The sequence below is a fragment of the Duganella sp. Dugasp56 genome (assembly GCF_047304105.1).
Classification (GTDB): domain Bacteria; phylum Pseudomonadota; class Gammaproteobacteria; order Burkholderiales; family Burkholderiaceae_D; genus Rugamonas; species Rugamonas hordei.
In genome coordinates this window covers 38,568-61,353 of the sequence record NZ_JBGLYQ010000015.1, presented here as the reverse complement: position 1 = coordinate 61,353, position 22,786 = coordinate 38,568, and the positions used below count along the sequence as shown (strand labels likewise).

Below are 22,786 nucleotides of genomic sequence, written 5' to 3'. Positions count from 1 at the left end.
CCGTTTTACAAATCGTACAGGCCAGGCAGGCCCAAAATACGGCTCAAATCTTCCAGCGCGGCGTGCACCTCGATCGCCAGCGCGGGATCGGCCAGGTCGGACGGCTCCAGGCGGTCGCGGTAGTGTTTCTCGACCCACGCCACCAGCGTGTGGTACAGCGCTTCCGTCATCACCACGCCTTGATGCATGGCCGCCGCTTCGGCGTCGGTCAGCGCCACGCGCAGGCGCAGGCACGCAGGACCGCCGCCGTTGCGCATCGACTGGCGCAGGTCGAAATGTATCAGTTCGTCGACCGCGTTGCCGCTGGCGACCAGGCCTTCGAGATAGGCCGCGACGGCGGCGTTTTCCTGGCATTCCTGCGGGATCACCAGCGCCATCTTGCCGTTGTCCTTGCTCAGCAGCTGGCTGTTGAACAGGTAGCTGTGCACCGCGTCGGCCACCGACACCTTTGCCGTGTCGACGCGGATCGCGTTCAGGTCCGCGCCCACGCCGCCCATCGCGCGGCGCAGCTGCTCGAGCGCGCCCGCTTCGTCGGCGAACGCCTGCTCGTGGTAGAACAGCACATTGCCGTTGCCGACCGCGATGACGTCGTTGTGGAACACGCCCTGGTCGATCACGTCGGGATTCTGCTGGATGTAGACGGTGCGTTCCGCCGACAGGCCGTGCAGCCGCGCGACGGCCTGCGACGCTTCCAGCGTCTGGCGTGCCGGGTATTTTTTTGGCTGCGATGCCGACACGTCGAACTCGGTGCGGCCGTAGACGAACATCTCGACGGCGGCGCTGCCGTGGTCCTTGCACAGGCGCGTGTGATTGGCCGCGCCTTCGTCGCCGAACGCCGGTGTGCCCGGCAAGGCGTCGTGCACGGCGAAGTGCTTGTCGTCCTTGAAGATGGCGCGCAGCGAACGGGCCGACTGCGCGTGCTCGAAAGCGCGGTGCAGCTTGTTGTTCAGGTTGGCGGCGGTGAAATGCGCGCGGCCATCGGCGCTGTCGGCGGATGGGCTGACCGTGGCCGCGTTGGCGGTCCACATCGGCGAGGCCGACCAGGCGCAGGCCAGGATGACCGGCGCTTCCTTGGCGGCCTTCGCCAGCACCTCGGCATCGCTGCCGGTGAAGCCTATGCTGCGCAGCAGGCGGAAATTCGGACGGTCCTGCGGCGGCAACAGCGCCTGGCCAAAGCCGCGCGCGGCCAGCGCGCGCATCTTGGCCAGGCCTTGCAGGGCCGCCAGCTTCGGATTCGAAGCGCTCTTGACGTTGCTGAACGAGGCCACATTGCCGAACGACAGACCGGCGTAGTTGTGCGATGGGCCGACCAGACCGTCAAAATTGAATTCGCGTGCGCTCATGGCAGTTCCTTAGAAGTTCATACCCGGCGACAGCTTCGCAGGCATTTCAAGTACGTTGTTTTCGATCGATGCGACCGGGTAGGCGCAGTAGTCCGCCGCGTAGTAGGCGCTCGGACGATGGTTGCCCGACTTGCCCACGCCGCCGAACGGCGCGCTGCTGGCGGCGCCGGTGGTCGGACGGTTCCAGTTGACGATGCCGGAGCGCGCGCGGACCTGGAAGATCTTCCACAGGTTCTCGTCGTTCGAGATCAGCGCCGATGCCAGGCCGAATTCGGTGGCGTTGGCCGCCTTGATCGCGCTGTCGAAGTCCGCCACGCGGATCACCTGCAGCAGCGGGCCAAACCACTCTTCGTCCGGAATGCCCTGCGCATCGGTCACATCGACGATGCCGGCGGTGACGAAGCCGGTGTTCTCGTCCAGTTGGCGCATCTGCAGCAGGCTCTTGCCGCCCTTGGCCACCATGTCGGCCTGCGCCTGCACCAGTCGTTTAGCGACGGCTGACGAAACCACAGGACCCATGAATGGCGCAGGTTCCGCGTTCGAGGCGCCGACCGTCAGGCGGCTGGCGACATCGACCAGGCGCGCGACGATCGCATCGCCCTCGGCGCCCTGCTTGACAATCAGGCGGCGCGCGCAGGTGCAGCGCTGGCCGGCCGAGATGAAGGCCGACGAAATCGCCATGAAGACGGCGGCGTCGATGTCCTTGACGTCCCACACCACCAGCGGATTGTTGCCGCCCATTTCCAGCGCCAGCATCTTGCCCGGCTGGCCGCCGAACTGCTTGTGCAGCGCGGTGCCGGTCTGGCAGCTGCCGGTGAACAGCACGCCGTCCAGCAGTTCGTTCCGGCCCAGCGCGACGCCCGCGTCGCGGCCGCCGTTGACCAGGTTGATGACGCCCTTCGGTAAGCCGGCCTTCTCCCACAGTTGCACGGTCTTGACGGCGGTGCGCGGCGCGAATTCGCTGGGCTTGAAGACGACGGTGTTACCGGCGATCAGCGCCGGCACGATATGGCCGTTCGGCAGGTGGCCGGGGAAGTTGTATGGACCGAACACGCCGAACACGCCGTGCGGACGGTGGCGCAGCACGGCCTCGCCGTCGGCGACCTTGCTCTGCGTTTCGCCGGTGCGCGCGCCGTAGGCCTGGACCGAGATGTCGATCTTGTTGGCCATGGTGGTCGCCTCGGTGCGGGCTTCCCACAGCGGCTTGCCGACTTCCTCGGAGATCAGCAGCGCCAGCTCTTCGGCGTCCTGCTTCAGCAGATCGCGGAAACGGGTGCAGACGGCGATGCGCTCGGCCAGCGGCGTCAGCGCCCAGGCTTCGAAGGCGCCGCGCGCGGCGGCGCAAGCCTGCGCCACGTCCTGCGCGGTCGATTCCTTGCTGGCCCAGGTCTGCTTGCCGTTCGACGGATCGATGGTGACCAGTTCGGCGCCGCTGCCCGGCAGCCATTCGCCGTTAATGTAGTTGCTTAAAACGTTAGACATGTGGATTCTTCCTCAGATTGAGAGACAGCGTGCGCACGGTATCGCCGGTGTGGCAGTGCAGGAGTTGTTGTTCGGCGTCCGGCAGCGCCACGATGCCGGCGACCGGCACCGACTGCGACAGGATCATGCGGAAATCCTTGAGCGTGGTGTTCGACACCAGCATCGGTTCGGCCACGGCGGTCTCCGGCGCGCAGGCCGAATCCCAGTCGCCGGCCAGGCCGATCTCGGCCAGCGTGCTGTCGCGCATCGCGCGCAGCTCGGACACGCGGGCCTGCAGCACCGGGCCGGCGTCGAAGATATCGACGTAGCCTTCGAAGTACATGCCTTCCTGCTCCAGCAAGCGGCGCGCGGGGGCGGTCGAGGTGTGCACCTTGCCGATCACGGCCTGCGCGTCGTCCGGCAGGTAGGCCACGTACAGCGGCTGGCGCGGCATCAGTTCGGCGATGAAGGACTTCTTGCCGACGGCGGTCAGGTCGTCCACGTGGTCGAAATCCATCTTGAAGAAGTGGCGGCCCAAGCCTTCGTAGAACGGCGAACGGCCGCTCTCCTCCTGGTAGCCGCGCATTTCCGCGATCAGCTTTTCGGTGAACAGGTGCGGGAACTGCGCGATGAACAGGAAGCGGCTCTTCGACAGCAGCTTGCCGTTGTTGCCGGTGCGGTAGTCGGGATGCAGGAACAGCGAGCACAGTTCGGTGCTGCCGGTCAGGTCGTTCGACAGGTACAGCGTGTCCATGCGGGTGAACACGTCGAGCTCGCGGCTCGAGTGCACCAGCGTGCCGATGCGATAGTTATAGAACGGCTCCGTCAAGCCGACCGCGCCCTTGATCGCGCACACGCCGGCCAGGCGGCCCGTGTCGGTATCCTCCATGACGAACATGTAGTCGCGCTTTTCGGGCGGGATGCTCTCGGCGAACGAAGCGACGGCGATCGCCACGCGGTCGCCCATCATCTTCATGTCCGGCTTGAGGGTGGTCATGCCGCTGCCGACCTGCGTGGCCATCACGTACAGGGCGTCGAGGTCTTCGGCTTTGATTGCGCGTACTACTAGCATAGGTTGTCCACTCTTAGATTCTGACGCAGATGACGGTGTCGCCCTCGGCGACCTGAAGCGCTTCCTGCACATCGACAGGCAGCGCCACATTGACTTGCGATTCCAGCGACGGGCAATGCGTGATCACCGCGCGGAAATTATGCTCGGAGCCGGAAGCGACGGCGTAGCGCAGCTGCGGCTCGCGGCCGCGGTCCGGCGATTCGGCGGCGGTGGTCACGCGCCGCTGCAGCGCGCCGGTGAAGGTGCGCAGCGAATTCTTGTGCGCCTGCAGGATCGGGCCGCCGTCGAAGATGTCGATGTAGTCGTCGGCCTCGAAGCCTTCGGCCGTCAGCAGGTTGAACGCCAGCTCGCCCGACGGATGGATCTGGCCCATGGCCGCCTGCGCGTCGCCCGGCAGCAGCGGCACGTAGACCGGATAGTGCGGCATCAGCTCGACGATCAGGGTGCGGTTGCGGGCGCCGCCGATGACGCGCTCGGCGTCGAGGAAGTCCATCTTGAAGAATTTGCGGCCCAGCGCATCCCAGAACGGCGAACCGCCGTCGGCATCGGTCACGCCGGCCAGCGGCACGAAGAAGCGGTCGGCGAAGCGGTGCGGCGCCAGCACGGCGAACATCAGCCGCGCGCGCGACAGCAGCGCCGCTTCCGGCGTGCCGTGTTCGCGCTCGCCGACGTAAAAGCTCGACAGCTGCGAATAGCCGGTCAGCTCGGAGCACAGCGTCAGCGCGTGCACGCTGTGGCTGATGTTCAGGTCGCGCGACACCTGCTGGATCACGTCGTTGCGGAAGGAGAAGTAGGTGCCGTTGGAGCCGGCTGCGGCGAAGATCGCGGCGGTGCCGACGATGGTCTGGTCCTGCGGCGATTCCAGCACCAGCAGGTAGGATTCCTCGCTGGGGATGTCGACATGCGCGGCAAACGACGCGATCGAACGCTCGATCATGGCGACGATTTTCTCGCGCGTTTTCGGCAAGGTGTGCACACCCGGCATGGTCACTGCGGCCAACGCTTCGAGGGCAGCAAGATCCGCAAGTTCTACCGGACGGACTACATACATGGGAACTCCTTAGAAAATGCGAACCGGCCCGGCGAGCGCCGGGCCGTGTAGTCGTCATTCCCGCGCAGGCGGGAATCCATAGAACGCTGGCAACTCAAGCGCGGCATGGATCCCCGCTTTCGCGGGGATGACGGTGGTTTTAACTCAGGCCGCCGCCATCATGCCGTCCAGCGACAGGCGCAGGATGCGGTCGACTTCGGCGATCTGCGCGTCGGAGACGATCAGCGCCGGCGCCAGGCGCACCACGTCCATGCCGGCGATCAGCACCATCAGGCCGTTGCCTTCGGCGGCTTTCTGGATGTCCTTCGAACGGCCTTTCCAGGCATCCGTCACAACCAGGCCCAGCAGCAGGCCGGCGCCGCGCACTTGCGCAAACACTTGCGGGTAGTCGGCGATCAGCTTGTCCATCGTCGAGCGCAGCTTGGCGCCGGCTTCCTTGACGCGGGCCAGGAAGGCCGGCTGGTTGATCGTGTCCAGCACCGTCAGCGCCACGGTCGCGGCCAGCGGGTTGCCGCCGTAGGTGGTGCCGTGGGTGCCCACGCTCAGCGTCTTGGCCAGTTCCTCGGTGGTCAGCATGGCGCCGATCGGATAGCCGTTGCCCAGCGCCTTGGCCGAGGTCAGGATGTCCGGCGTGATGCCGTAAGTCATGTAGTGGAACAGGTCGCCGGTACGGCCCATGCCGCACTGGACTTCGTCGAAGATCAGCAGCGCGCCGGTCTTGTTGCACAGCTCGCGCAGCTCTTGCAGGAAGGCCTTGTCGCCCGGCACCACGCCGCCCTCGCCTTGCAGCGGCTCGACGATCACCGCGCACACGTCGTCGCCGATGGCGGCGCGTGCGGATTCGATGTCGTTATACGTGATGTGCTCGATCGATGGCGGCAGCGGCTCGAAGCCTTCGGTGTACTTCGACTGGCCGCCGACGGACACGGTGAACAGCGTGCGGCCGTGGAACGACTGGTAGCACGACACGATGCGCGACTTGTGCTCGCCGAACTTGGTGTGGGCGTACTTGCGCGCCAGCTTCAGCGCCGCTTCGTTGGCTTCGGCGCCGGAGTTGCAGAAGAAGGCGCGGTCGGCGAAGGTCGCCTCGGTCAGCGCGATGGCCAGGCGCAGCACCGGCTCGTTGGTGTAGCCGTTGCCCAGGTGCCACAGGGTGTTGGCCTGGCGGGTCAGCGCTTCGACCAGGATCGGGTTGCAATGGCCCAGCGAGGCCACGGCGATGCCGGAAGTAAAGTCCAGATAGTGCTTGCCATTCTGGTCCCACAGGTCCAGACCAGAGCCTCGGACCGGTACCATCGCTGCGGGTGCGTAGGTTGGCACCAGGACTTCATCAAAGGTCTGACGAGTCACAGGACGGGTGGTTACGGTCGTATCTAGCTTGGCGTTCATGGCATTCCCTATCAGTGTTGGGTAAGGCGCGGCACAGCACCGCGTGGACCCATTATAAAAAGCGGCATGCTAAAACTCTTTTCTAATGGCGACAAGGATTTTCACTTTTGGCCGCAAAGTAAGCTTGCCAGAACGACCAGTCTATACAACCGGCATCAGCTTGCGCTGCCGCTCCTCGCGCGGCGTGTTGCCGAACAAGGCGCCGAAGGCGGTGGAAAAGTGCGAGCCGGAGGAGAAGCCGCACATCAGCCCCACCTGCACGATGGAGTGATTGGTTTCCAGCAGCAACTGCCGCGCCCGCTGCAGGCGCAGCTCCAGGTAGTAGCGCGACGGCAGGCTGCCCAGGTATTGCTTGAACAGGCGCTCCAGCTGGCGCCGCGACAGGCCGACCAGGTTGGCGATGTCGTCGGTGGACAGCGGTTCCTCGATATTGGTTTCCATCAGCGTCACCGCCTCGGACAGGCGCGGCTGCAGCGCGCCGAAGCGGGCCTGCAGGGCCACACGCTGGCGCTCCTCGTGGCCGCGCACGCGCTCGACGCACAGGCTCTCCTTGATGGCGGCCTGCACGGTGGCGCCAAACAGGTGCTCGATCAGCGTCAGCGAAAAGTCGATGCTGGCGGAGCCGCCGCAGCAGCTCAGGTGCCGGCCGTCCAGTTCGAACAGGTGGGGCGTCAGGATGGCGCGCTCGGCGATTTCCTCGGTGTCGGCGTACAGCGCCCACGGCAGCGCGATGCGCACGCCCGACATCAGCCCGGCGCTGGCCAGCCACAGCACGCCGGCGCCGACGCCGCCCCAGTATTCGGCCGAGCGGCAGCGTTCGATGACGGCGCGGCACACCTCCGGCGCCAGCGGCGCCTGGCTCTCGTCGGCGACCAATAGCGCAATGTGCCAGCCCGGCTGCGCCAGCACCACTTGCGCCGGCGTCATTGTTTCCAGATGAAATTGATGCGGCCCCAGCGACGCGGCGGCCAGCCGCAGCGGCTGCACCAGGCCGGCCCAGGTGATGGAATCGGCCTCGCCGGCGTTCACCAGCAGCATGCGCAGCGGCCGCTCCTGGGTGACGCGGGACAGGTTATCGAAAGACATGGGCTAGCTACTCCGGGGCCAGCGCGGCGGCAGGCCGCTCGGTGCTCCACTGGCTGACGATCATACCGGAGATCAACAGCACCGCGCCCAGCAGTCCGTTCCAGGCCAGCGTCTCGCCCAGCCAGAAATACGCGAAGATGGCGGCGCAGCCCGGCTCGAAGGCGTAGATCACGGCCGCCTCGTTGGCGCTGCTGTGGCTCTGGCCCCAGGTTTGCAGCGAAATGATGGCCGCCGTGGCCACCACGCCCAGGTAGACCAGGTTCAGGCCGTACATCTGCAAGCCCTTCCAGATATAGCTGACATAGTCCGGCAGGTCCTGGCTGCGCTCGGCCAGGCCCAGCGGCACTTCGCGGATCAGCAGCCAGGCCGCCGCGCACACGGCCACGGTGAGGATTTGCGAGGCCGTCAGCACCATCAGCTTCTCGACCTTGCGGGTGGTGCTTTCCATCAGCTTGACGTAGATGCCGAAGAACAGCGCGCACAGCAGCGCCAGCGTGTCGCCGCGGCCCCAGGTGAAGCTGCCTTCCCAGCACAGCGCGAACAAGCCGGCCAGCGCCAGCACCAGCGCGACGACGATGCGGCGCTCCAGTTTGGCCCCGAGCAGCACGCCCAGCAGCGGCGGCACCAGCACGTTGAGGCCGGTGACGAAGGCGTTGCGGTTGGAACTGGTCAGCGCCAGCCCCTCGATCTGGAACACGTAGCACAGGAACAACACCGCGCCGGCGGCGATGCCCCAGCGGATATCGTTCCACTTGGCGCGCCACATAAAGGGAAGCAACAGCAGGCCGGCCAGCGCGAAGCGGCACAGCACGATCCAGCTGGCCGACAGGTAGCCGGTCATGTCCTTCATCGCGGGGAAAGTCGTGCCCCACACCAGGGTCACGATCAGCAGAGCGGCGATGCCGCGCAAGTGTTGAGGCATGGCTTTTTTATTATCAATGTTCGTCCGTCATTATAGTACCCGCCCGGGGCTGCCCGTGCGAAACAGCTATAATCACAGTCTATGGGTGAACGATTTTTGAAAAGTATCCGGCTGCTGGCGGATTGCTTACAGAGCTATGAACGGCTCTCTGGACAGTACGTGCGCCAGAGCGGCTTGACGCACGCCCAGTTCGATATCATCGCCACGCTGGGCAATACGCCCGGCATGTCCTATAAAGAACTGGGCGACAAGACGCTGATCACCAAGGGCACGCTGACCGGCGTGATCGAACGGCTGGAGCAAAAAGGATTGGTGGAACGTCAGCGTAACGACTGCGACAAACGTTCCTTCTTCGTGAAGCTGACCAGGGAGGGCGAGCAAGTGTTCTGCGACGTCTTCCCGGAGGTCATCTCACAGAGCGGGAAAGTGTTTGCGCACTACACCGAGGACGATTTCGCGGCACTTGAAAAAACCCTGTCCGAGCTCAAAACTGTGATCATGGCCGGCCACACCGAATGCCCGTCCACCCCTGACTCAACCAAGGAAAACATTTGAAAACGACACTGCTCGAAGGCAAAAAGCCTGCCAAATTCGACAAACACATCATCGGCAACCTGCTGCTGAACCAGGCCACACCAGACGAAGTGCGCCAGGAAAAGCTGCTGATCGGCATCCGCAACGAAGCCGGCGAGATCTATCGTCTGATCGGCGCAACCAAGCACAACAGCTTCATGAACGCGATCGAGGAACTGTTCGACCTGGGCCTGACCGACGAACTGCAAGACACCGACGCCACCCAGGACGGCTGCGACGCCATCTTCAGCGAGCAATAAGCCCGGCGGCGGCGGGCGTGGTACGGCAAAAAAGTATTTTTCCAAGAAGTGCCGCAGGGCAATATTCCGAGTATAATTTTTTTGCATGGACAGACTCGACGCCTTCAAGACCATTGCCGCTCAGGCGAGCCGGGGGGAGCTGACGTTCCCTGCCAACGTCAACGCCTCGCTGCGCCTGCAGCAGGCGCTCAACGATCCCGACTGCCACGTCGAAGCGGCGGCCAAGCTGATCCAGGCGGACCCGTTGCTGGCGGCGCGCAGCGTCGCCATCGCCAACTCGGTGGCCTACAACCGCTCCGGTACTGAAATTTCCAGCGTGCGCGCGGCCGTGCAGCGGCTCGGTGTGCGCACGCTGCAATCGCTGGTCGCGGCGCTGATCGTGCGCCAGATCGGCAGCCAGATCACCGATCCCGCCCTGCTGGCCAAGGTCAACCAATTGTGGGAACACACGGCGCACGTGGCGGCCCTGTCGCAGGTGATCGCGCGCCGGGTCACCCATGTCGACCCGGACACGGCGCTGTTTGCCGGCATCATGCACGAGGTGGCCGGGTTCTACATGCTGTCCTGCGCCGGCGAATACCCGGAAGTGATGGAAGGCGAGCCGGAGGACTGGGTCGAGCACGGCGAGGTGACGATAGGCCGCGGCGTGATGGCCAAGCTGGACGTGCCGGAAGCCGTGTCGCGCGCCATCGAATCGATGTGGGTGGGTTTGCGCGCGCTGCCGCCGGAAACGCTGGGCGACACGCTGCTGCTGGCCAACGACTTGTCGCCGGTCCACTCGCCGCTGTACCAGCGCCCCGGCGCCACCACCCTGCAAGGCGCCCGCACCATCGACTTCGTCGTCGGCGAAGGCACGCTGCACGCGATCATGACCGAATCCGCGCTCGAAGTGCAGTCGCTGTACGCGGTATTGATGCTGTAGACAAAAAAAAGCCCGCTGGGGAGCGGGCAAAGTCCAAAACTAGGGATCTCCTCCAGAGGAGACGTTTCAAGAATACCCCGCCACCCCGTCCTGCTCTGTGCGCCAGTTCACATAAGGAGCACATTTCCTTACCAGACCGGCACCGTCTGCTTCCACGCCTCCAGCTGCTGCACGCGGCCATACCAGGCCATCAGCTTCGGATATTGCGTTACCGGCAATTTGGCTTGCTCGGTGTACATCAACGACGAAGCCAGCGCGAAGTCCGCCAGGCTCAGCTTGTCGCCGACCACCCATTCGCGCCCCGCCAGGTGCTGCTCCAGCACGGCGGCGAATTGCGCCACCTGGCGCCCGGCGCGCTCCAGTTCCGCCGGATCGGCCGCGCCGTTGCCGGTCAGCCCCTTCCAGATGTTTTCATAGACGATGGCCCCCAGCGCCGGCGCGAAATGCTGCGACGACCACAGCAGCCAGCGGTTGATGTCGGCCCGCGCCACGATGTTGTCGGGATACAGGGTCTGCCCCAGCGTGCGGTCGGCCAGGTACTGCATGATGGCGCAGGATTCCCACAGGATAAAGTCGCTGTCCTGCAGCACCGGCACCTTGCTGTTGGGATTGAGCGCGACCAGCCGCCGCCGGTCTTCCGGGCTCATCAGGTTTACTTCGGTCAGTTCCAGCGGCGTGCCCATGTGGACGGCGGCCAGCATCACGCGGCGCGAGCTGGAGGAGGCGGGGTGGTGGTATAAGCGCATTTGCAAATCTCCGATGACTGGGTTGAGGAGTTCATCGTAAGCCCGCCCCGCGACAGTTTTTGTCAGTAGTCTTCGCGCAGGTTCTGTTGCTGGCGCCAGGTCTTCAGCAGGTCGCTGCGGCGCGCCGGGTAGCGCTGCCCGGTCGACTCCACCGAGGCGATGCGGTCGATGCGGAAATGGCGGAAGGCCATGCGCAGCTCGCACCACGCGGCCAGCAGCCGGCGCCCTTCCAGGAACGCCAGCGCAAACGGCCAGACCCACCGGTCCGACGGCTTGCCGTGCTCGTCGCAATAGGCCATGCGCAGGCGGTGCTGGTAACGGATCGCCTCGCGCACCGGCCGCACGTGGACGTCGCTGGCGGCGTTCTGGTCCATGCCCAGCGGCACCCACAGGCTGGTCTCGGCCATGTCGTCGCGCAAGTCCTTCGGCGTGGCGGCGGCGATCTTGGCCAGCGCGTTGTTGGCGGCGGCGGCCAACGCCTCGTCGCCCTGCCTGCGCACCCAGCGCGCGCCCAGCACCAGCGCCTCCAGCTCGTCGGCGCCGAACATCAAGGGCGGCAGGAAGAAGCCGGCCTTCAGCATGTAGCCGACGCCCGCCTCGCCCTCCAGCGGCGCGCCGAGGCCGGCCAGGGTCTGGATGTCGCGGTAAATGGTGCGTTCGGAGACGCCCAGCTGCTCGGCCAGGCGGGCGGCGGTGACGGGGCGGCGGTAGCCGCGCATGGCGTCCATCAGTAGGAAAAGTCGGCCGGTACGGCTCATTGCTGCGATCTCACTTGTCTCACTCCAGCAGGAAATTGCGCTGCGGCGCCTCCATGGCGGCGCTGTCGGCTGCCGTTTCATCCTTCAGCGCGACGCCGGACAATTGGCGCCGGCGCGATTCGGACAGCAGGTAGTGAAGCTTGAAGGCTGCGTCGTCGTAGGTCAAGCCCGCCGGACGCACATTCGAGATGCAATTGCGGGCGGCGTCGCTCAGGCCGACGCGCGGCGCCCAAGTCAGATACAGGCCCATGCTGTCCGGCGAGCTCAGGCCAGGGCGTTCGCCGATCAGCACCAGCACCGCGCGCGCGCCCAGCAACTCGCCCACCTCGTCGCCCACCGCCACCCGTCCCTGGCGGACGATGGACAGCGGCGCCAGCGACCAGGATTCGGCCGCCAGCCGCGCCATCAACGCTGTCAGGAAGGGCCGGACGTTCTGCTCGATGGCCAGCGCCGACAAGCCGTCGGCGATGACGAAGGCGAGATCGTAGCCGGCGCCGTCGCGCGGGCGCTCCAGCAGGGCCCGGCGCGAGGCGTCGTCCAGGCGCCGGCCCAGGTCGGGGCGCTGCAGGTAGATGTCGCGGCTGACGGCCGCGCTGTGCAGCGGCAGGCAGGGCAAGCCGGTGGCGGCCCGCAAGGCGTCGCCCAGCGCGGCGTGATCCAGGGCCAGGTGGACCGCGTCGCGCGCGCGCGCATGCGCCAGCTGGAATTCCAGCTGCGGCGCGGTTGGCTGGCTGACGCCGCTGCGCCCCAGCGCGATGCGCGCCGCCGTGAAACGCCGCAGCGAACCCCACGGATTGGGCGTCACCACGCCGTCGCCGCTGGGGCCGGAGGGACTGGCGGGCAGCAGGTCCTCGTCGTCGTTCATGTGCTTACCCATCAGTTCAGGCTGGCCAGCGCGCGCTGGAAGGAGGCCGGCAGCGCTTCGCCCAGTGTAACGTAATCGTCGCGGGTGAAGATTTCCATCTCCTTCAGCCAAGCCTCGAATTCCGGCGCCGGCTTCAGGCCCAGCACCCGGCGCGCATACAGCGCGTCGTGGAAGGATGTGGTCTGGTAGTTGAGCATGATGTCGTCCGAGCCGGGAATGCCCATGACGAAGGTGCAGCCGGCCGTGCCCAACAGGGTCAGCAGGATGTCCATGTCGTTCTGGTCGGCCTCGGCGTGGTTGGTGTAGCAGACGTCGCAGCCCATCGGCAGGCCCAGCAGCTTGGCGCAGAAGTGGTCTTCCAGCCCCGCGCGCACGATCTGCTTGCCGTCGTACAGGTACTCGGGGCCGATGAAACCCACCACCGAATTGACCAGCAGCGGCTGGAACTTGCGCGCCACCGCGTAGGCGCGCGTCTCGCAGGTCTGCTGGTCGACGCCGTGATGGGCGTTGGCCGACAGCGCGCTGCCCTGCCCGGTCTCGAAGTACATCACGTTGTTGCCCACCGTGCCCCGTTGCAGCGACAGCGCCGCCTGTTGCGCCTCCGCCAGCAAGGCCAGGTTGATGCCGAAGCCGGCGTTGGCCGCCTCGGTGCCGGCGATCGACTGGAACACCAGGTCGATCGGCGCGCCGCGTTCGATGGCGGCGATGGTGTTGGTGACGTGGGTCAGCACGCACGATTGCGTGGGGATGGCGTAGCGGCCGATGATCTCGTCGAGCATGGTGACGATCTTGATCACCTGCGGCACGTTGTCGGTGGCCGGGTTGATGCCGATCACCGCGTCGCCGCTGCCGTACAGCAGGCCGTCCAGCACGCTGGCGGCGATGCCGCTGGCGTCGTCGGTCGGGTGGTTCGGCTGCAGCCGCGTCGACATGCAGCCCGCCAGGCCGATGGTGTTGCGGAAGCCGGTAACGACGCGGCATTTCTTCGCCACCAGGATCAGGTCCTGGATGCGCATGATCTTGGAAACGGCCGCCGCCATCTCCGGCGTGATGCCGGGGGCGACGGCGGCCAGCGCGGCTTCATCGGCGGCGTCGCCCAGCAGCCAGTTGCGGAAGTCGCCCACGGTCAGGTGGGCGATGCGGGCGAAGGCGACGCGGTCGTGGTCGTCGATGATCAGCCGCGTCACCTCGTCCTGCTCGTACGGCACCACCATCTGGTTCAGGAACAGCGACAGCGGCAGCCCGGCCAGCGCCATCTGCGCCGCCACCCGCTCCTCGGCGCTGGCCGCCGCCAGCCCCGCCAGATAGTCGCCGGAACGCGCCGGCGTCGCCTTCGCCATCAAGTCCTTCAGGTCGCGGAACTGATATGTCCTGCTGCCTACCGTATGTGCAAAGCTGCTCATTGCCGTCTCCCGATGCCGCCGGTGTACTCGAGGTTGCTCGATGTTGTTAAAAGTTGCGCGAGGCCGTCACGACCAGGCGCTTCTGTGCCACGTTCTTGCCGCTGCCGTCGGCGTTGAAGAAGGTCCACAAGGGCGTGCCGTTCTTGCTGGCGTCGCCGCTGTTGTAGGTGCCCGCCGCCGAGACCGCCCAACTGTCGAAGGTCTTGGTCACGCCCGCCTTGACGTCGAAGAAATTGAAATCGCTCATGTTGCGCACCTGCTGGCGGCCCGCGTGCAGGTTCAGCACCAGGCCCGGCATCAGTTCGGGATTCCAGTTCACCTCGGCATAGGCGGTGCCGCGCGTATCGGCCAGCTTGCCGCTGTCCGGCTGCACCGCGAAGCCGAACCAGTATCGGCTCAGCGCCACCCAGGCGTAGGCGTTGAAGGCGCCGATGTTGACACCCAGCTTGGCCTCCTGGGTATGATACTTGATGTCCTTGCCGCCGGCCGCGTAGTGCGCGCCGGGGTACCAGTAAGTGACCAGGCCGGCGTCGATATTGCTGTCCGCGCTGAGTGGATAGCGGTATCCGCCGTAGACATCGATCTCCGAACCGCTGCCGTTGTTATAGGCCGCGTGCGAGACGCCGGAGCCGAACAGGCCCAGGTAGAAGCCGCTGACGTGGGTGAAGTCCAGCGTGGCCTGCGCCGTCGGCTTGGCCTGCGTCTGCGAGATGCCGCGGAACAGATAGTCGGACGCCAGCGTGATGTTGCCGGTATTGGTCCAGTCGGGCGCGGGCGCCGCCGGCGCGGCGTCGGCGGCCAACGCGCCGCCTGCCGCGCAAGCCAGGCCGGCCGCGGCCAGCAGGGAGAAAATGGATTGGGACATGAAGAGTGCTCCGTTGATGTAGGTTAGGCAGCGTCAAGCGCCGCGTGCTGCTGGCGATTGCCCTTGGTGGCCAGGAAGAAACCATAGCCGACGGCCAGGAAGCCGACGAACACGCCAAAGATCAGCAGGTTGTAATAGATCATCGTCACCAGGCAGATCAGCGCGCCGGTCAGCGCGATGGCCGGGAACAGCGGATAGAACGGTGCGCGGAAAGGACGCGCCATGTGCGGCTCCATGCGGCGCAGCTTGAACAGGCTGAGCATGCTGAGGATGTACATGGTGATGGCGCCGAACACCGACATGGTGACGATGTTGGCGGTCAGGGTCTGGCCGCCGATCTTGATCAGCTCGTCGCTGTAGATGGCGGCGATGCCGATCACGCCGCCCGCGAGGATGGCGCGGTGCGGCGTCTTGAAGCGCGGGTGGATCTTGGCGAAGTAGTGCGGCAGGTAAGCCTCGCGGGCCAGCGCGAAGATCTGGCGCGAATAGCCGAGGATGATGCCGTGGAAGGAAGCGATCAGGCCGAACAGGCCTAGCCACACCAGCATGTGCAGCCAGTTGCTGTGCTCGCCGACGATGATCTTCATCGCCTGGGGCAGCGGATCGTTGATGTTGGCCAGCTTGGTCCAGTCGCCCGCGCCGCCGGCAAACACCATCACGCCGATCGCCAGCAGCACCAGCGTGATGATGCCGGCGATGTAGGCGATGGGAATCGACCGTTTCGGATCCTTGGCTTCCTCGGCCGCCATGGCCACACCCTCGATCGCCAGGAAAAACCAGATCGCGAAAGGGATCGCCGCGAACATGCCGGGGATCGATGCGATGCTGAAGCGGTCCTGGCCCGACCAGCCGCCCTTGACGAAGTTCGCCACCGAGAAGCCGGGCGAGACGACGCCCATAAACACCAGCAATTCGAAGATGGCGAGCAGCGTCATCAGCAGCTCGAAGGTGGCCGCCACCTGCACGCCGACGATGTTCAATGTCATGAACACGACGTAGGCGCCAACCGCCGCCGTCTTCGGATCGACGGTGGGAAACTGCACGTTCAGATAAGCGCCGATCGCCAGCGCGATCGCCGGCGGCGCGAACACGAACTCGATCAGCGTGGCCGCGCCGGCCAGGTAGCCGCCGACCGGGCCGAAGGCGCGCTTGCTGTAGGCGAACGGTCCGCCCGCGTGCGGGATCGACGTGGTCAGCTCGGTAAAGCTGAAGATAAACGTGGTGTACATGGCCGCGATGAACAGCGCGGTGATGGTAAAGCCCAGCGTCCCCGCCGAGGCCCAGCCGTAGCTCCAGCCGAAGTACTCGCCCGAGATCACCAGGCCTACCGCGATGCCCCACAACTGGAAGGTGCCCAGCGACTGTTGCAGCGCCGGTTGCCCGGCCGCCTGTTTTACATTCATGTGATTCTCCCTAAGGTAAAGCGCTCTGGTATGGAAGTTGCAGCGGAATCGAGTATAGAAGCGAGCCAAATGCAAGCGTTATCGAAAATCGGCAAACTTGCGGTGGACTGGTGTCCACAGGAAGAAATAACGGGAAAACAACAGCGGGAGAAAAATAATATGCACCAGACTGCGACAGGATTGGTACACAGTGCGCCAGATTTGCGCACCGTGATGGCGCACGACGCCGATGAACTGGCCAGCAAGCTCACCAACTGGCAACAAAGCTACGACCAGATCAGCTCCGGCCTGTTCCGTGGCGCGCTGACCGAGTTGCGCCTGCCGCAGCTGCAAGTGTTCCGCGAAAGCCTGAGCCAGTCGGTGCGCCAATCCTGCCGCGTGTGGCCGGACGCCATCTGGTTCGGCCTGCCCGACCACGGCGCCAGCACCCGCATCAACGGCCGCCAGACCGAGGCCGACCGGATTATGGTTCAGCCTGGCAACGTTGAGTTCGAACTGGTAACACCGAGCGCCTACAGCATCTTCGGCATCGTCGCCAGCCGCGAGCTGTTGGCCGAGACGGCGCGCCGCTACGGTTCCCGGATCGACTGGCAGCGGGTGCAGTCGGCCGAGCTGTTGCAGGTGGATGCGCAAGCCCAGGCCAAATGCCTGCGCCTGCTGTCGCAGCTGCTGCCGGCCGAGGGGCCGGCTGCGGGCGGCCACGGCGGCGGTGACGGACCATGGCAGGAACTGCTGCTGGGCGCGCTGATCGACATGCTGGACCACAGCAGCGTGGAGCCGGCGCTGGCGGCCAGCCTGAAACGCCGGCGTCACGTGGTGTCGCTGGCGCGCGAGTACATCATGGCCCATCGCGGCGATTCGATCACGGTGCCGGAGCTGTGCGAGCGCGTGCACGTGAGCCGCCGCACGCTGCAATACTGCTTCGAGGATGTGCTGGGCATGAGCCCCATGCTGTACCTGCGCATGGTGCGCCTGAACGGCGTGCGGCGGCAGCTGCAGGACGGCGGCGCCATCGGCGACGTGGCCGGCGCCTGGGGGCTGAGCAACTTCAGCCAGTTCTCCAGCGACTACCGCAAGCTGTTCGGCCAGTGTCCATCGGCGTCGCTGCGCTCACGCTCCACGGCGCACGCGCTCAGATGAGACGCAACGCGCCGGCCAGCGCGCCGGCCGCGATCAGCAGCACCGGATTGATTTTGGAGCGCAGCAGGATCAGCGCGGCCAGCACCGTCAGCACGTCGGCATGCCAGTTGACGTTGGAGATCCGGGCGAACAGCCAGGCCGTGGCCGCCAGGAAGCCTATCGATATCGGCGCGAAGGCGTCGCCCAGCGCTTGCGTCCATCGCCCTCCGGCGTGGCGGGCCTGCAGGCGTATCGCGGTCAGCGTCAGCAGCGTCGAAGGCGCCAGCACCGCCAGCGTGGTGAAGATCGCGCCCGCCCAGCCGGCGATCAGCCAGCCCACCAGCGAGACGAACAGCAGGTTGGGGCCGGGCGCCGCCTGCGCGATCGCATAGGCGGCCGAGAACTGCTCATTGTTCAGCCACTGCTTGCCTTCGACCACGTAGTGCCCCACCTGTGGTCCCAGCAGCACCACGCCGCCGCCCACCGCCATCAACGACATCAACGCTATGTGCAGCGAGAGTTCCAGCACCGGAGATTGCTCGTTCATTTCTTTTCTCCCAGCAGATAGGTCGCGCCGGTGCCCAACGGCGCCAGCACGCAGAACACCAGCGCCAGCTGCCATTGCAGCAGGCCCAGCCCGATGAAGGCCAGCGCGAGCAAGGCCGCCTGCAACAGCGTGCGACGCTCGCGCCAGCCGGCCTTGGCGAACATGGCCTTGGCCATCTTCACGGCGGTGGCAAGGATCAGCCCGGCCGCCACCGCCGCCATGCCGCGTATCGCGTGGCGGAACATCTCGATGTCGCCGAAGCGCTGATATACCACGCCCAGGGCGACCACCACCAGGAACGGGCCGCCGACCATGCCGGCCAGCGCCGCCAGCGCGCCGGCGGTGCCGGCGTAGCGGTTGCCCACCATCAGGGAGACATTGCAGATCGTCGGGCCGGGCAGCATCTGGCTACTGGCGAGATACTGCGCGAACTCCTCGGCCGTCAGCCACTTGCGCTGCTCGACCAGGGCACGGTAAGCGAACGGCATCACGCCGCCAAAGCCCATCAGCGCCAGCTTGGAAAACACCAGGAATATTGTCGATAAGGGCATGATGCGCTCCTCTTGGTTTCGATAGGGAGAATTTTCTTCTTCCCGGAAATATAAGTACAATGAATTTATTTAGACTATTCATTCATTTTTCTGATGAAAATCGACATACTCGGCGTGCAGGCGTTTGTCGCGATCGCGGACTTCGGCGGCTTTCAAAAAGCGGCGGAGACCTTGTACGTAACGCAGACCGCCGTCACCCAGCGGCTGCGCAACCTGGAGGACTTCCTCGGCGTGATGCTGGTCGAGCGCACCACGCGCTCGATCGCGCTGACCAGCATCGGCAAGGACTTCCTGCCGCAGGCGCGGCGCTTGCTGCAGGAGCTGTCTTCCACGCTGAACGAGATCCGCGAGACCGGCAAGGCGCAGCGCGGCGACGTGGCGATCGCCTGCGTGCCGACGGTCGGCATCCAGTACCTGCCGCAGATCATTCAGGAATATTCGTCGCGCTTCCCCGACAACCGCATCAAGATCCTCGACCACGCCTCGCTGCGGGTGGCCGAGGCGGTGCTGCGGCGGGAGGCGGAGTTCGGCATCAACCTGGCCGGCAGCACGCACCCGGAGCTGACCTCCGTGCCGCTGCTGGACGATCACTTCGTGCTGATCTGCCGCGACGATCATCCGCTGGCCAAGCGGCGCTCGCTGACGTGGTCGCAGATCCAGTCCTACCCGCTGATCTTCTCGGGCGACGTCAACGGCAACCGCGCGCTGCTCGACAGCTACCTGGGCAGCAAGAGCATGGACCTGGACCTGCACTTCCAGTACGAGGTGCAGCGCAGCTCGACGGCGGTGGGACTGGTGGCGTCGGGCATCGCGGCGGCCATCGTGCCCAACCTGGCGATCCTGAAAGGCAGCTATCCGCGCGTGCGCATCATCCGGCTGAAGGAGCCGGTCATCTCGCGCCAATTGGCGCTCATCAGCCGCAAGGCCGGGCACCTGTCGCCGGCGGCGCAGGCGCTGTACGACATGATCAAGCCCAAATAAAAAAATCCCTCCCGGCGCGCACGCGGGGAGGGATCTTGCTGAAGCCGGCGACGCTTACACTACCGCGCCATCCGTTTCGTCTTTTTCCTTGATCGGCTTGATCAGGTCTTCGCGCTTCACGCCCAGCCACATGGCGACGGCGGCGGCGACGAACACCGACGAGTAGATACCGAAGCAGATACCGATGGTCAGCGCGACGGCGAAGTAGTGCAGCGTCGGACCGCCCAGGAACAGCATCGACAGCACCATCATCTGCGTGCAGCCGTGGGTGATGATGGTACGCGAGATGGTCGAGGTGATCGCGTTGTCGATCACTTCATGCACCGACGCCTTGCGCTGCTTGCGGAAGTTTTCGCGGATACGGTCGAAGATAACCACCGACTCGTTGACCGAGTAGCCCAGCACCGCCAGCACCGCCGCCAGCACCGTCAGCGAGAACTCCCACTGGAAGAAGGCGAAGAAGCCGAGAATGATGACCACGTCGTGCAAGTTCGCCACGATCGCCGCGACCGCGAATTTCCACTCGAAGCGCACGGCCAGGTAGATCATCACGCCGATGATCACCATCACCAGTGCGTTCAGGCCGTTCTGCGCCAGCTCGTCGCCGACCTGCGGGCCGACGAATTCCACTTTTTGCAGCGATACGGCTTCGGCGCCGGCGGCATCCATGCAGGCGGATTTGACCACGTGCTCGCCCTTGGCGGTCACGTTGTCGACCTGCTTGGTGGTGCCCTGCTCGGCCGCACACAGTGCATTGAACACCAGCAGCGACGCATCCTTGGAGGTGACCGACTTGATCACCGGCAGGCGCAGCATGACGTCATGCGCGGTGCCGAAGCTGGTCACTTCCGGCTGCTCGTAGCCGATCTTCTCCAGCGAGTGACGGATCTGCTCCAGCTTTGCGGGCTGCTGGTATTTCAGTTCCATCACGGTGCCGCCGGTGAACTCCACCGAGAAATGCAGGCCTTTATGGATCAGGAAGAACACGGCCGCGACGAAGGTCAACGCGGAAATCACGTTGAACACCAGCGCGTGGCGCATGAAAGGTATGTCTTTTTTAATGCGGAAAAATTCCATGTGAACCCCTGTTTATTTCAGACCCGGTACCCAGACGGTACCGATGGCGATCGATTGCAGCTTCTTCTTGCGGCCGTACCAGAGGTTGACCACGCCGCGCGAGATGAACACGGCGGAGAACATCGAGGTCATGATGCCCAGGCAGTGCACCACGGCGAAGCCGCGGATCGGGCCGGAACCGAACACCCACAGGGCCACGCCGACGATCAGCGTGGTCACGTTCGAGTCGATGATGGTCGCCCACGCGCGGTCGAAGCCGGCGGAGATCGCCGCCTGCGGCGTGGCGCCCGAACGCAGCTCCTCGCGGATACGTTCGTTAATCAGCACGTTGGCGTCGATCGCCATACCCAGCGCCAGCGCGATAGCGGCGATACCAGGCAGGGTCAGCGTCGCCTGCATCAGCGACAGCAGGGCCAGCAACAGCAACAGGTTGCAGGCCAGCGCCAGCACGCTGAAGAAACCGAACATCATGTAGTAGACGATCATGAAGATGGCGATGGCAGCAAAGCCGTACATCGTCGAATGCAGACCCTTGGTGATGTTCTCGGCGCCCAGCTGCGGGCCGATGGTGCGCTCCTCGATCACGTCCATCGGCGCGGACAGCGCGCCGGAGCGCAGCAGCAGCGCCAGCTCGGCGGAGTTTTCCGCGTTGCCCATGCCGGTGATCTGGAAGCGGCTGCCCAGCTCCTGCTGGACGGTCGCCACGGACAGCACTTCAGGCTTGCCTTTTTCGAACAGCACGATGGCCATCTTCTTGCCCACGCGGTCGCGGGTGGCATCGCGCATCTTGCGGCCGCCGTCGCCGTTCAGGTCGATGCTGACGGCAGGCTGCTGGTTCTGGTCGAGGCCGGCGGTGGCGCTGGAGATGTAGTCGCCGGTCAGCACCACGTCCTTGTACAGCACCACAGGCACGGCCTTGCCGACCGTGAACAGCTCCGAGTTGAACGGAATCGCCGCCGACAGTTCGGTGCCCGGCGTGATGGTCTCGTCGACCATGCGGATTTCCAAGGTCGCGGTGCGGCCGATCACGGCGCGCGCGCGGGCCACGTCCTGCACGCCAGGCAGCTGGACCACGATGCGGTCAGGGCCTTGCTGCTGGATGATAGGTTCGGCCACGCCCAGTTCGTTGACGCGCTTGGACAGGGTCGAGATGTTTTGCTTGACGCCGTCGTCGACGGTTTGCTTCAGCGCGGCCGGTTTCAGACTCACGGTGGTTTTCAGCGCGTCGCCCTCGCCCGAGTCGACGAACAGCAGGTCGGCCATCTGGCCTTGCAGCACGTCCTTGGCTTTCTGGCGGGTGGCATCGTCGCGGAATTTGATTTCGATGGTGTCGCCGACGCGGTCGATGCCGGCGTGACGCACGTTCTTGTCGCGCAGCAGGCTACGGGCGGCGGCCTGCATGCCTTGCACGCGCTTGGCCAGCACCGCCTTGGTGTCGACCTGCATCAGGAAGTGCACGCCGCCGCGCAAGTCGAGGCCGAGGTACATCGGCAGCGCATGCAGCGCCTGCATCCATTTCGGCGTGTCTTTTTGCAGGTTCAGCGCGACCAGGTAGGTCGGATCGGCCGGATCGGCGTTCAGGCCTTTTTCCAGCACCGACTTGGCGCGGAACTGGGTGTCCGGATCGGCGAAGCGGGCGCGCACGGAAGCGTAGGTGCCGGTGCCGTCGAAGGCGATGCCGTTATAGGCGATGTTGGCGCCCTTGAGCACCTCCTCCACCTTGGCCGTCATGGCGGACGACATCTTGACGGTCGATTTGCCGCTCGTAACCTGAACCGCAGGCGATTCGCCATAGTAGTTGGGCGCGGTGTACAGCGCGCCCAGCAGGATGGCGACTACGATCAGTATGTATTTCCAGAGGGGATAGCGATTCATATTGTTCAACGTTCAAAGTTAGGCGTCGGATGCAATACGGCCCGCGCAGCGCGGGCCGGGACCAATTAGAGCGCCTTCAGCGTGCCCTTAGGCAGCAGCATGGTGATGGAGTTCTTTTGAACCACCATTTCTGCACCGCTGGAGATTTCGATGGTCACATACAGGTCGGTCACTTTGGACACTTTGCCCAGCACGCCGCCGGCGGTAACGACTTCGTCGCCCTTGGCCAGTGCTTCCATCATGGCCTTCTGTTCTTTGGCGCGCTTCTGCTGAGGACGGATCATCAGGAAGTACATCGCTACAAACATCAGGATCAGCGGCAGGAAGCTGCCGATGTTGCCGCCCAGGCCGAGCGCGTCGAGTGGGGATGCCGATTGGGCGTAAGCGTTGGAAATGAACACAGGTGACTCCGATAATAGTTTGAAAAAATAGCGCTGTATTCTAGCACTGGCCGGGAGACGCTAGGCCTTCCGGCTATGTGGGTGGCATAAATCTTTTTACAAGAGTTACAACACTT

The 22,786-nt window shown here is 65.0% G+C and carries 23 protein-coding genes; 5 read left to right on the top strand and 18 right to left on the bottom strand.

Annotated features, from left to right (window positions below; translation table 11 throughout):
• Nucleotides 1-5: 5 nt before the first annotated feature.
• From astB to ACCD07_RS12545, 7 genes are all read right to left on the bottom strand, one after another.
• Nucleotides 6-1,343 (bottom strand): N-succinylarginine dihydrolase, encoded by a 1,338-nt coding sequence (astB, locus tag ACCD07_RS12575; protein ID WP_176655767.1) that lies wholly within the window; start codon nt 1,341-1,343, stop codon nt 6-8.
• Between the two features lie 9 nt (nt 1,344-1,352).
• Nucleotides 1,353-2,825, bottom strand: coding sequence for a succinylglutamate-semialdehyde dehydrogenase (astD, locus tag ACCD07_RS12570; protein ID WP_413447516.1), 1,473 nt, complete (start codon nt 2,823-2,825; stop codon nt 1,353-1,355).
• Nucleotides 2,818-3,876 carry an arginine N-succinyltransferase gene (astA, locus tag ACCD07_RS12565; RefSeq protein ID WP_413447515.1) on the bottom strand — a complete coding sequence of 353 codons (1,059 nt, stop codon included), beginning with the start codon at nt 3,874-3,876 and terminating at the stop codon, nt 2,818-2,820. The genes astD and astA overlap by 8 nt, the downstream gene beginning before the upstream one ends.
• Before the next feature lie 13 nt (nt 3,877-3,889).
• Nucleotides 3,890-4,927: an arginine N-succinyltransferase gene (locus tag ACCD07_RS12560; protein WP_413447514.1), complete on the bottom strand. Its 1,038-nt coding sequence runs from the start codon at nt 4,925-4,927 to the stop codon at nt 3,890-3,892.
• Between the two features lie 144 nt (nt 4,928-5,071).
• The gene (astC, locus tag ACCD07_RS12555; protein WP_413447513.1) at nt 5,072-6,316 is read right to left on the bottom strand and encodes an acetylornithine/succinylornithine family transaminase; all 1,245 of its coding nucleotides are present in this window, start codon (nt 6,314-6,316) and stop codon (nt 5,072-5,074) included.
• Between the two features lie 141 nt (nt 6,317-6,457).
• Nucleotides 6,458-7,402, bottom strand: a complete 945-nt coding sequence (locus ACCD07_RS12550) for a GlxA family transcriptional regulator (protein WP_176655772.1) — start codon at nt 7,400-7,402, stop codon at nt 6,458-6,460.
• 7 nt (nt 7,403-7,409) lie between these two features.
• Entirely contained in the window at nt 7,410-8,324 is a 915-nt protein-coding gene (locus ACCD07_RS12545; RefSeq protein ID WP_176655773.1) for a DMT family transporter, read from the bottom strand.
• Between the two features lie 81 nt (nt 8,325-8,405).
• On the opposite strand from ACCD07_RS12545, the gene ACCD07_RS12540 reads away from it, so the two are divergent.
• From ACCD07_RS12540 to ACCD07_RS12530, 3 genes are all read left to right on the top strand, one after another.
• Entirely contained in the window at nt 8,406-8,879 is a 474-nt protein-coding gene (locus tag ACCD07_RS12540) for a MarR family winged helix-turn-helix transcriptional regulator (RefSeq protein ID WP_176655774.1), read from the top strand.
• On the top strand, nt 8,876-9,157 hold the full coding sequence (locus ACCD07_RS12535) for a hypothetical protein (RefSeq protein WP_176655775.1): 282 nt from the start codon (nt 8,876-8,878) through the stop codon (nt 9,155-9,157). The genes ACCD07_RS12540 and ACCD07_RS12535 overlap by 4 nt, the downstream gene beginning before the upstream one ends.
• Nucleotides 9,158-9,242: 85 nt before the next feature.
• Entirely contained in the window at nt 9,243-10,079 is an 837-nt protein-coding gene (locus ACCD07_RS12530; RefSeq protein ID WP_353404410.1) for an HDOD domain-containing protein, read from the top strand.
• 128 nt (nt 10,080-10,207) lie between these two features.
• Here the strand turns inward: ACCD07_RS12530 and ACCD07_RS12525 are convergent, their stop codons facing one another.
• From ACCD07_RS12525 to eat, 6 genes are all read right to left on the bottom strand, one after another.
• Nucleotides 10,208-10,825: a glutathione S-transferase family protein gene (locus ACCD07_RS12525; RefSeq protein WP_176655777.1), complete on the bottom strand. Its 618-nt coding sequence runs from the start codon at nt 10,823-10,825 to the stop codon at nt 10,208-10,210.
• 62 nt (nt 10,826-10,887) lie between these two features.
• The gene (locus ACCD07_RS12520) at nt 10,888-11,583 is read right to left on the bottom strand and encodes a helix-turn-helix transcriptional regulator (RefSeq protein WP_176655778.1); all 696 of its coding nucleotides are present in this window, start codon (nt 11,581-11,583) and stop codon (nt 10,888-10,890) included.
• A gap of 19 nt (nt 11,584-11,602) precedes the next feature.
• Entirely contained in the window at nt 11,603-12,448 is an 846-nt protein-coding gene (gene eutC, locus ACCD07_RS12515; protein WP_353404411.1) for an ethanolamine ammonia-lyase subunit EutC, read from the bottom strand.
• Nucleotides 12,449-12,459: 11 nt separating this feature from the next.
• Nucleotides 12,460-13,851: an ethanolamine ammonia-lyase subunit EutB gene (locus tag ACCD07_RS12510; protein WP_353404412.1), complete on the bottom strand. Its 1,392-nt coding sequence runs from the start codon at nt 13,849-13,851 to the stop codon at nt 12,460-12,462.
• A 46-nt stretch (nt 13,852-13,897) separates the two neighbouring features.
• Complete coding sequence (locus ACCD07_RS12505; RefSeq protein ID WP_413447512.1) at nt 13,898-14,716, bottom strand: TorF family putative porin; 819 nt, start codon at nt 14,714-14,716, stop codon at nt 13,898-13,900.
• 23 nt (nt 14,717-14,739) lie between these two features.
• On the bottom strand, nt 14,740-16,119 hold the full coding sequence (gene eat, locus ACCD07_RS12500; protein ID WP_176655782.1) for an ethanolamine permease: 1,380 nt from the start codon (nt 16,117-16,119) through the stop codon (nt 14,740-14,742).
• A 159-nt stretch (nt 16,120-16,278) separates the two neighbouring features.
• Between eat and ACCD07_RS12495 the strand changes: the two genes are divergently transcribed.
• Nucleotides 16,279-17,259 (top strand): helix-turn-helix domain-containing protein, encoded by a 981-nt coding sequence (locus ACCD07_RS12495; protein ID WP_413447511.1) that lies wholly within the window; start codon nt 16,279-16,281, stop codon nt 17,257-17,259.
• On the opposite strand, the gene ACCD07_RS12490 is transcribed toward ACCD07_RS12495, so the two are convergent.
• A complete protein-coding gene (locus ACCD07_RS12490) occupies nt 17,252-17,785 on the bottom strand; it encodes a chromate transporter (RefSeq protein ID WP_176655784.1) in 534 nt (177 codons plus the stop codon). The two genes, ACCD07_RS12495 and ACCD07_RS12490, sit on opposite strands and share 8 nt — an antisense overlap.
• Nucleotides 17,782-18,336, bottom strand: a complete 555-nt coding sequence (locus tag ACCD07_RS12485; RefSeq protein ID WP_176655785.1) for a chromate transporter — start codon at nt 18,334-18,336, stop codon at nt 17,782-17,784. Before ACCD07_RS12485 ends, ACCD07_RS12490 begins: the two co-directional genes overlap by 4 nt.
• A gap of 93 nt (nt 18,337-18,429) precedes the next feature.
• On the opposite strand from ACCD07_RS12485, the gene ACCD07_RS12480 reads away from it, so the two are divergent.
• Nucleotides 18,430-19,317 (top strand): LysR family transcriptional regulator, encoded by an 888-nt coding sequence (locus ACCD07_RS12480; RefSeq protein WP_413447510.1) that lies wholly within the window; start codon nt 18,430-18,432, stop codon nt 19,315-19,317.
• 54 nt (nt 19,318-19,371) lie between these two features.
• Here the strand turns inward: ACCD07_RS12480 and secF are convergent, their stop codons facing one another.
• The 3 genes from secF to yajC all read right to left on the bottom strand — a co-directional run bounded on the left by secF (nt 19,372) and on the right by yajC (nt 22,670).
• Nucleotides 19,372-20,394 carry a protein translocase subunit SecF gene (secF, locus tag ACCD07_RS12475; RefSeq protein ID WP_353404418.1) on the bottom strand — a complete coding sequence of 341 codons (1,023 nt, stop codon included), beginning with the start codon at nt 20,392-20,394 and terminating at the stop codon, nt 19,372-19,374.
• Between the two features lie 12 nt (nt 20,395-20,406).
• A complete protein-coding gene (gene secD, locus ACCD07_RS12470; protein ID WP_176655788.1) occupies nt 20,407-22,269 on the bottom strand; it encodes a protein translocase subunit SecD in 1,863 nt (620 codons plus the stop codon).
• A gap of 65 nt (nt 22,270-22,334) precedes the next feature.
• Nucleotides 22,335-22,670: a preprotein translocase subunit YajC gene (gene yajC / locus ACCD07_RS12465; protein ID WP_176655789.1), complete on the bottom strand. Its 336-nt coding sequence runs from the start codon at nt 22,668-22,670 to the stop codon at nt 22,335-22,337.
• Nucleotides 22,671-22,786 lie beyond the last annotated feature (116 nt).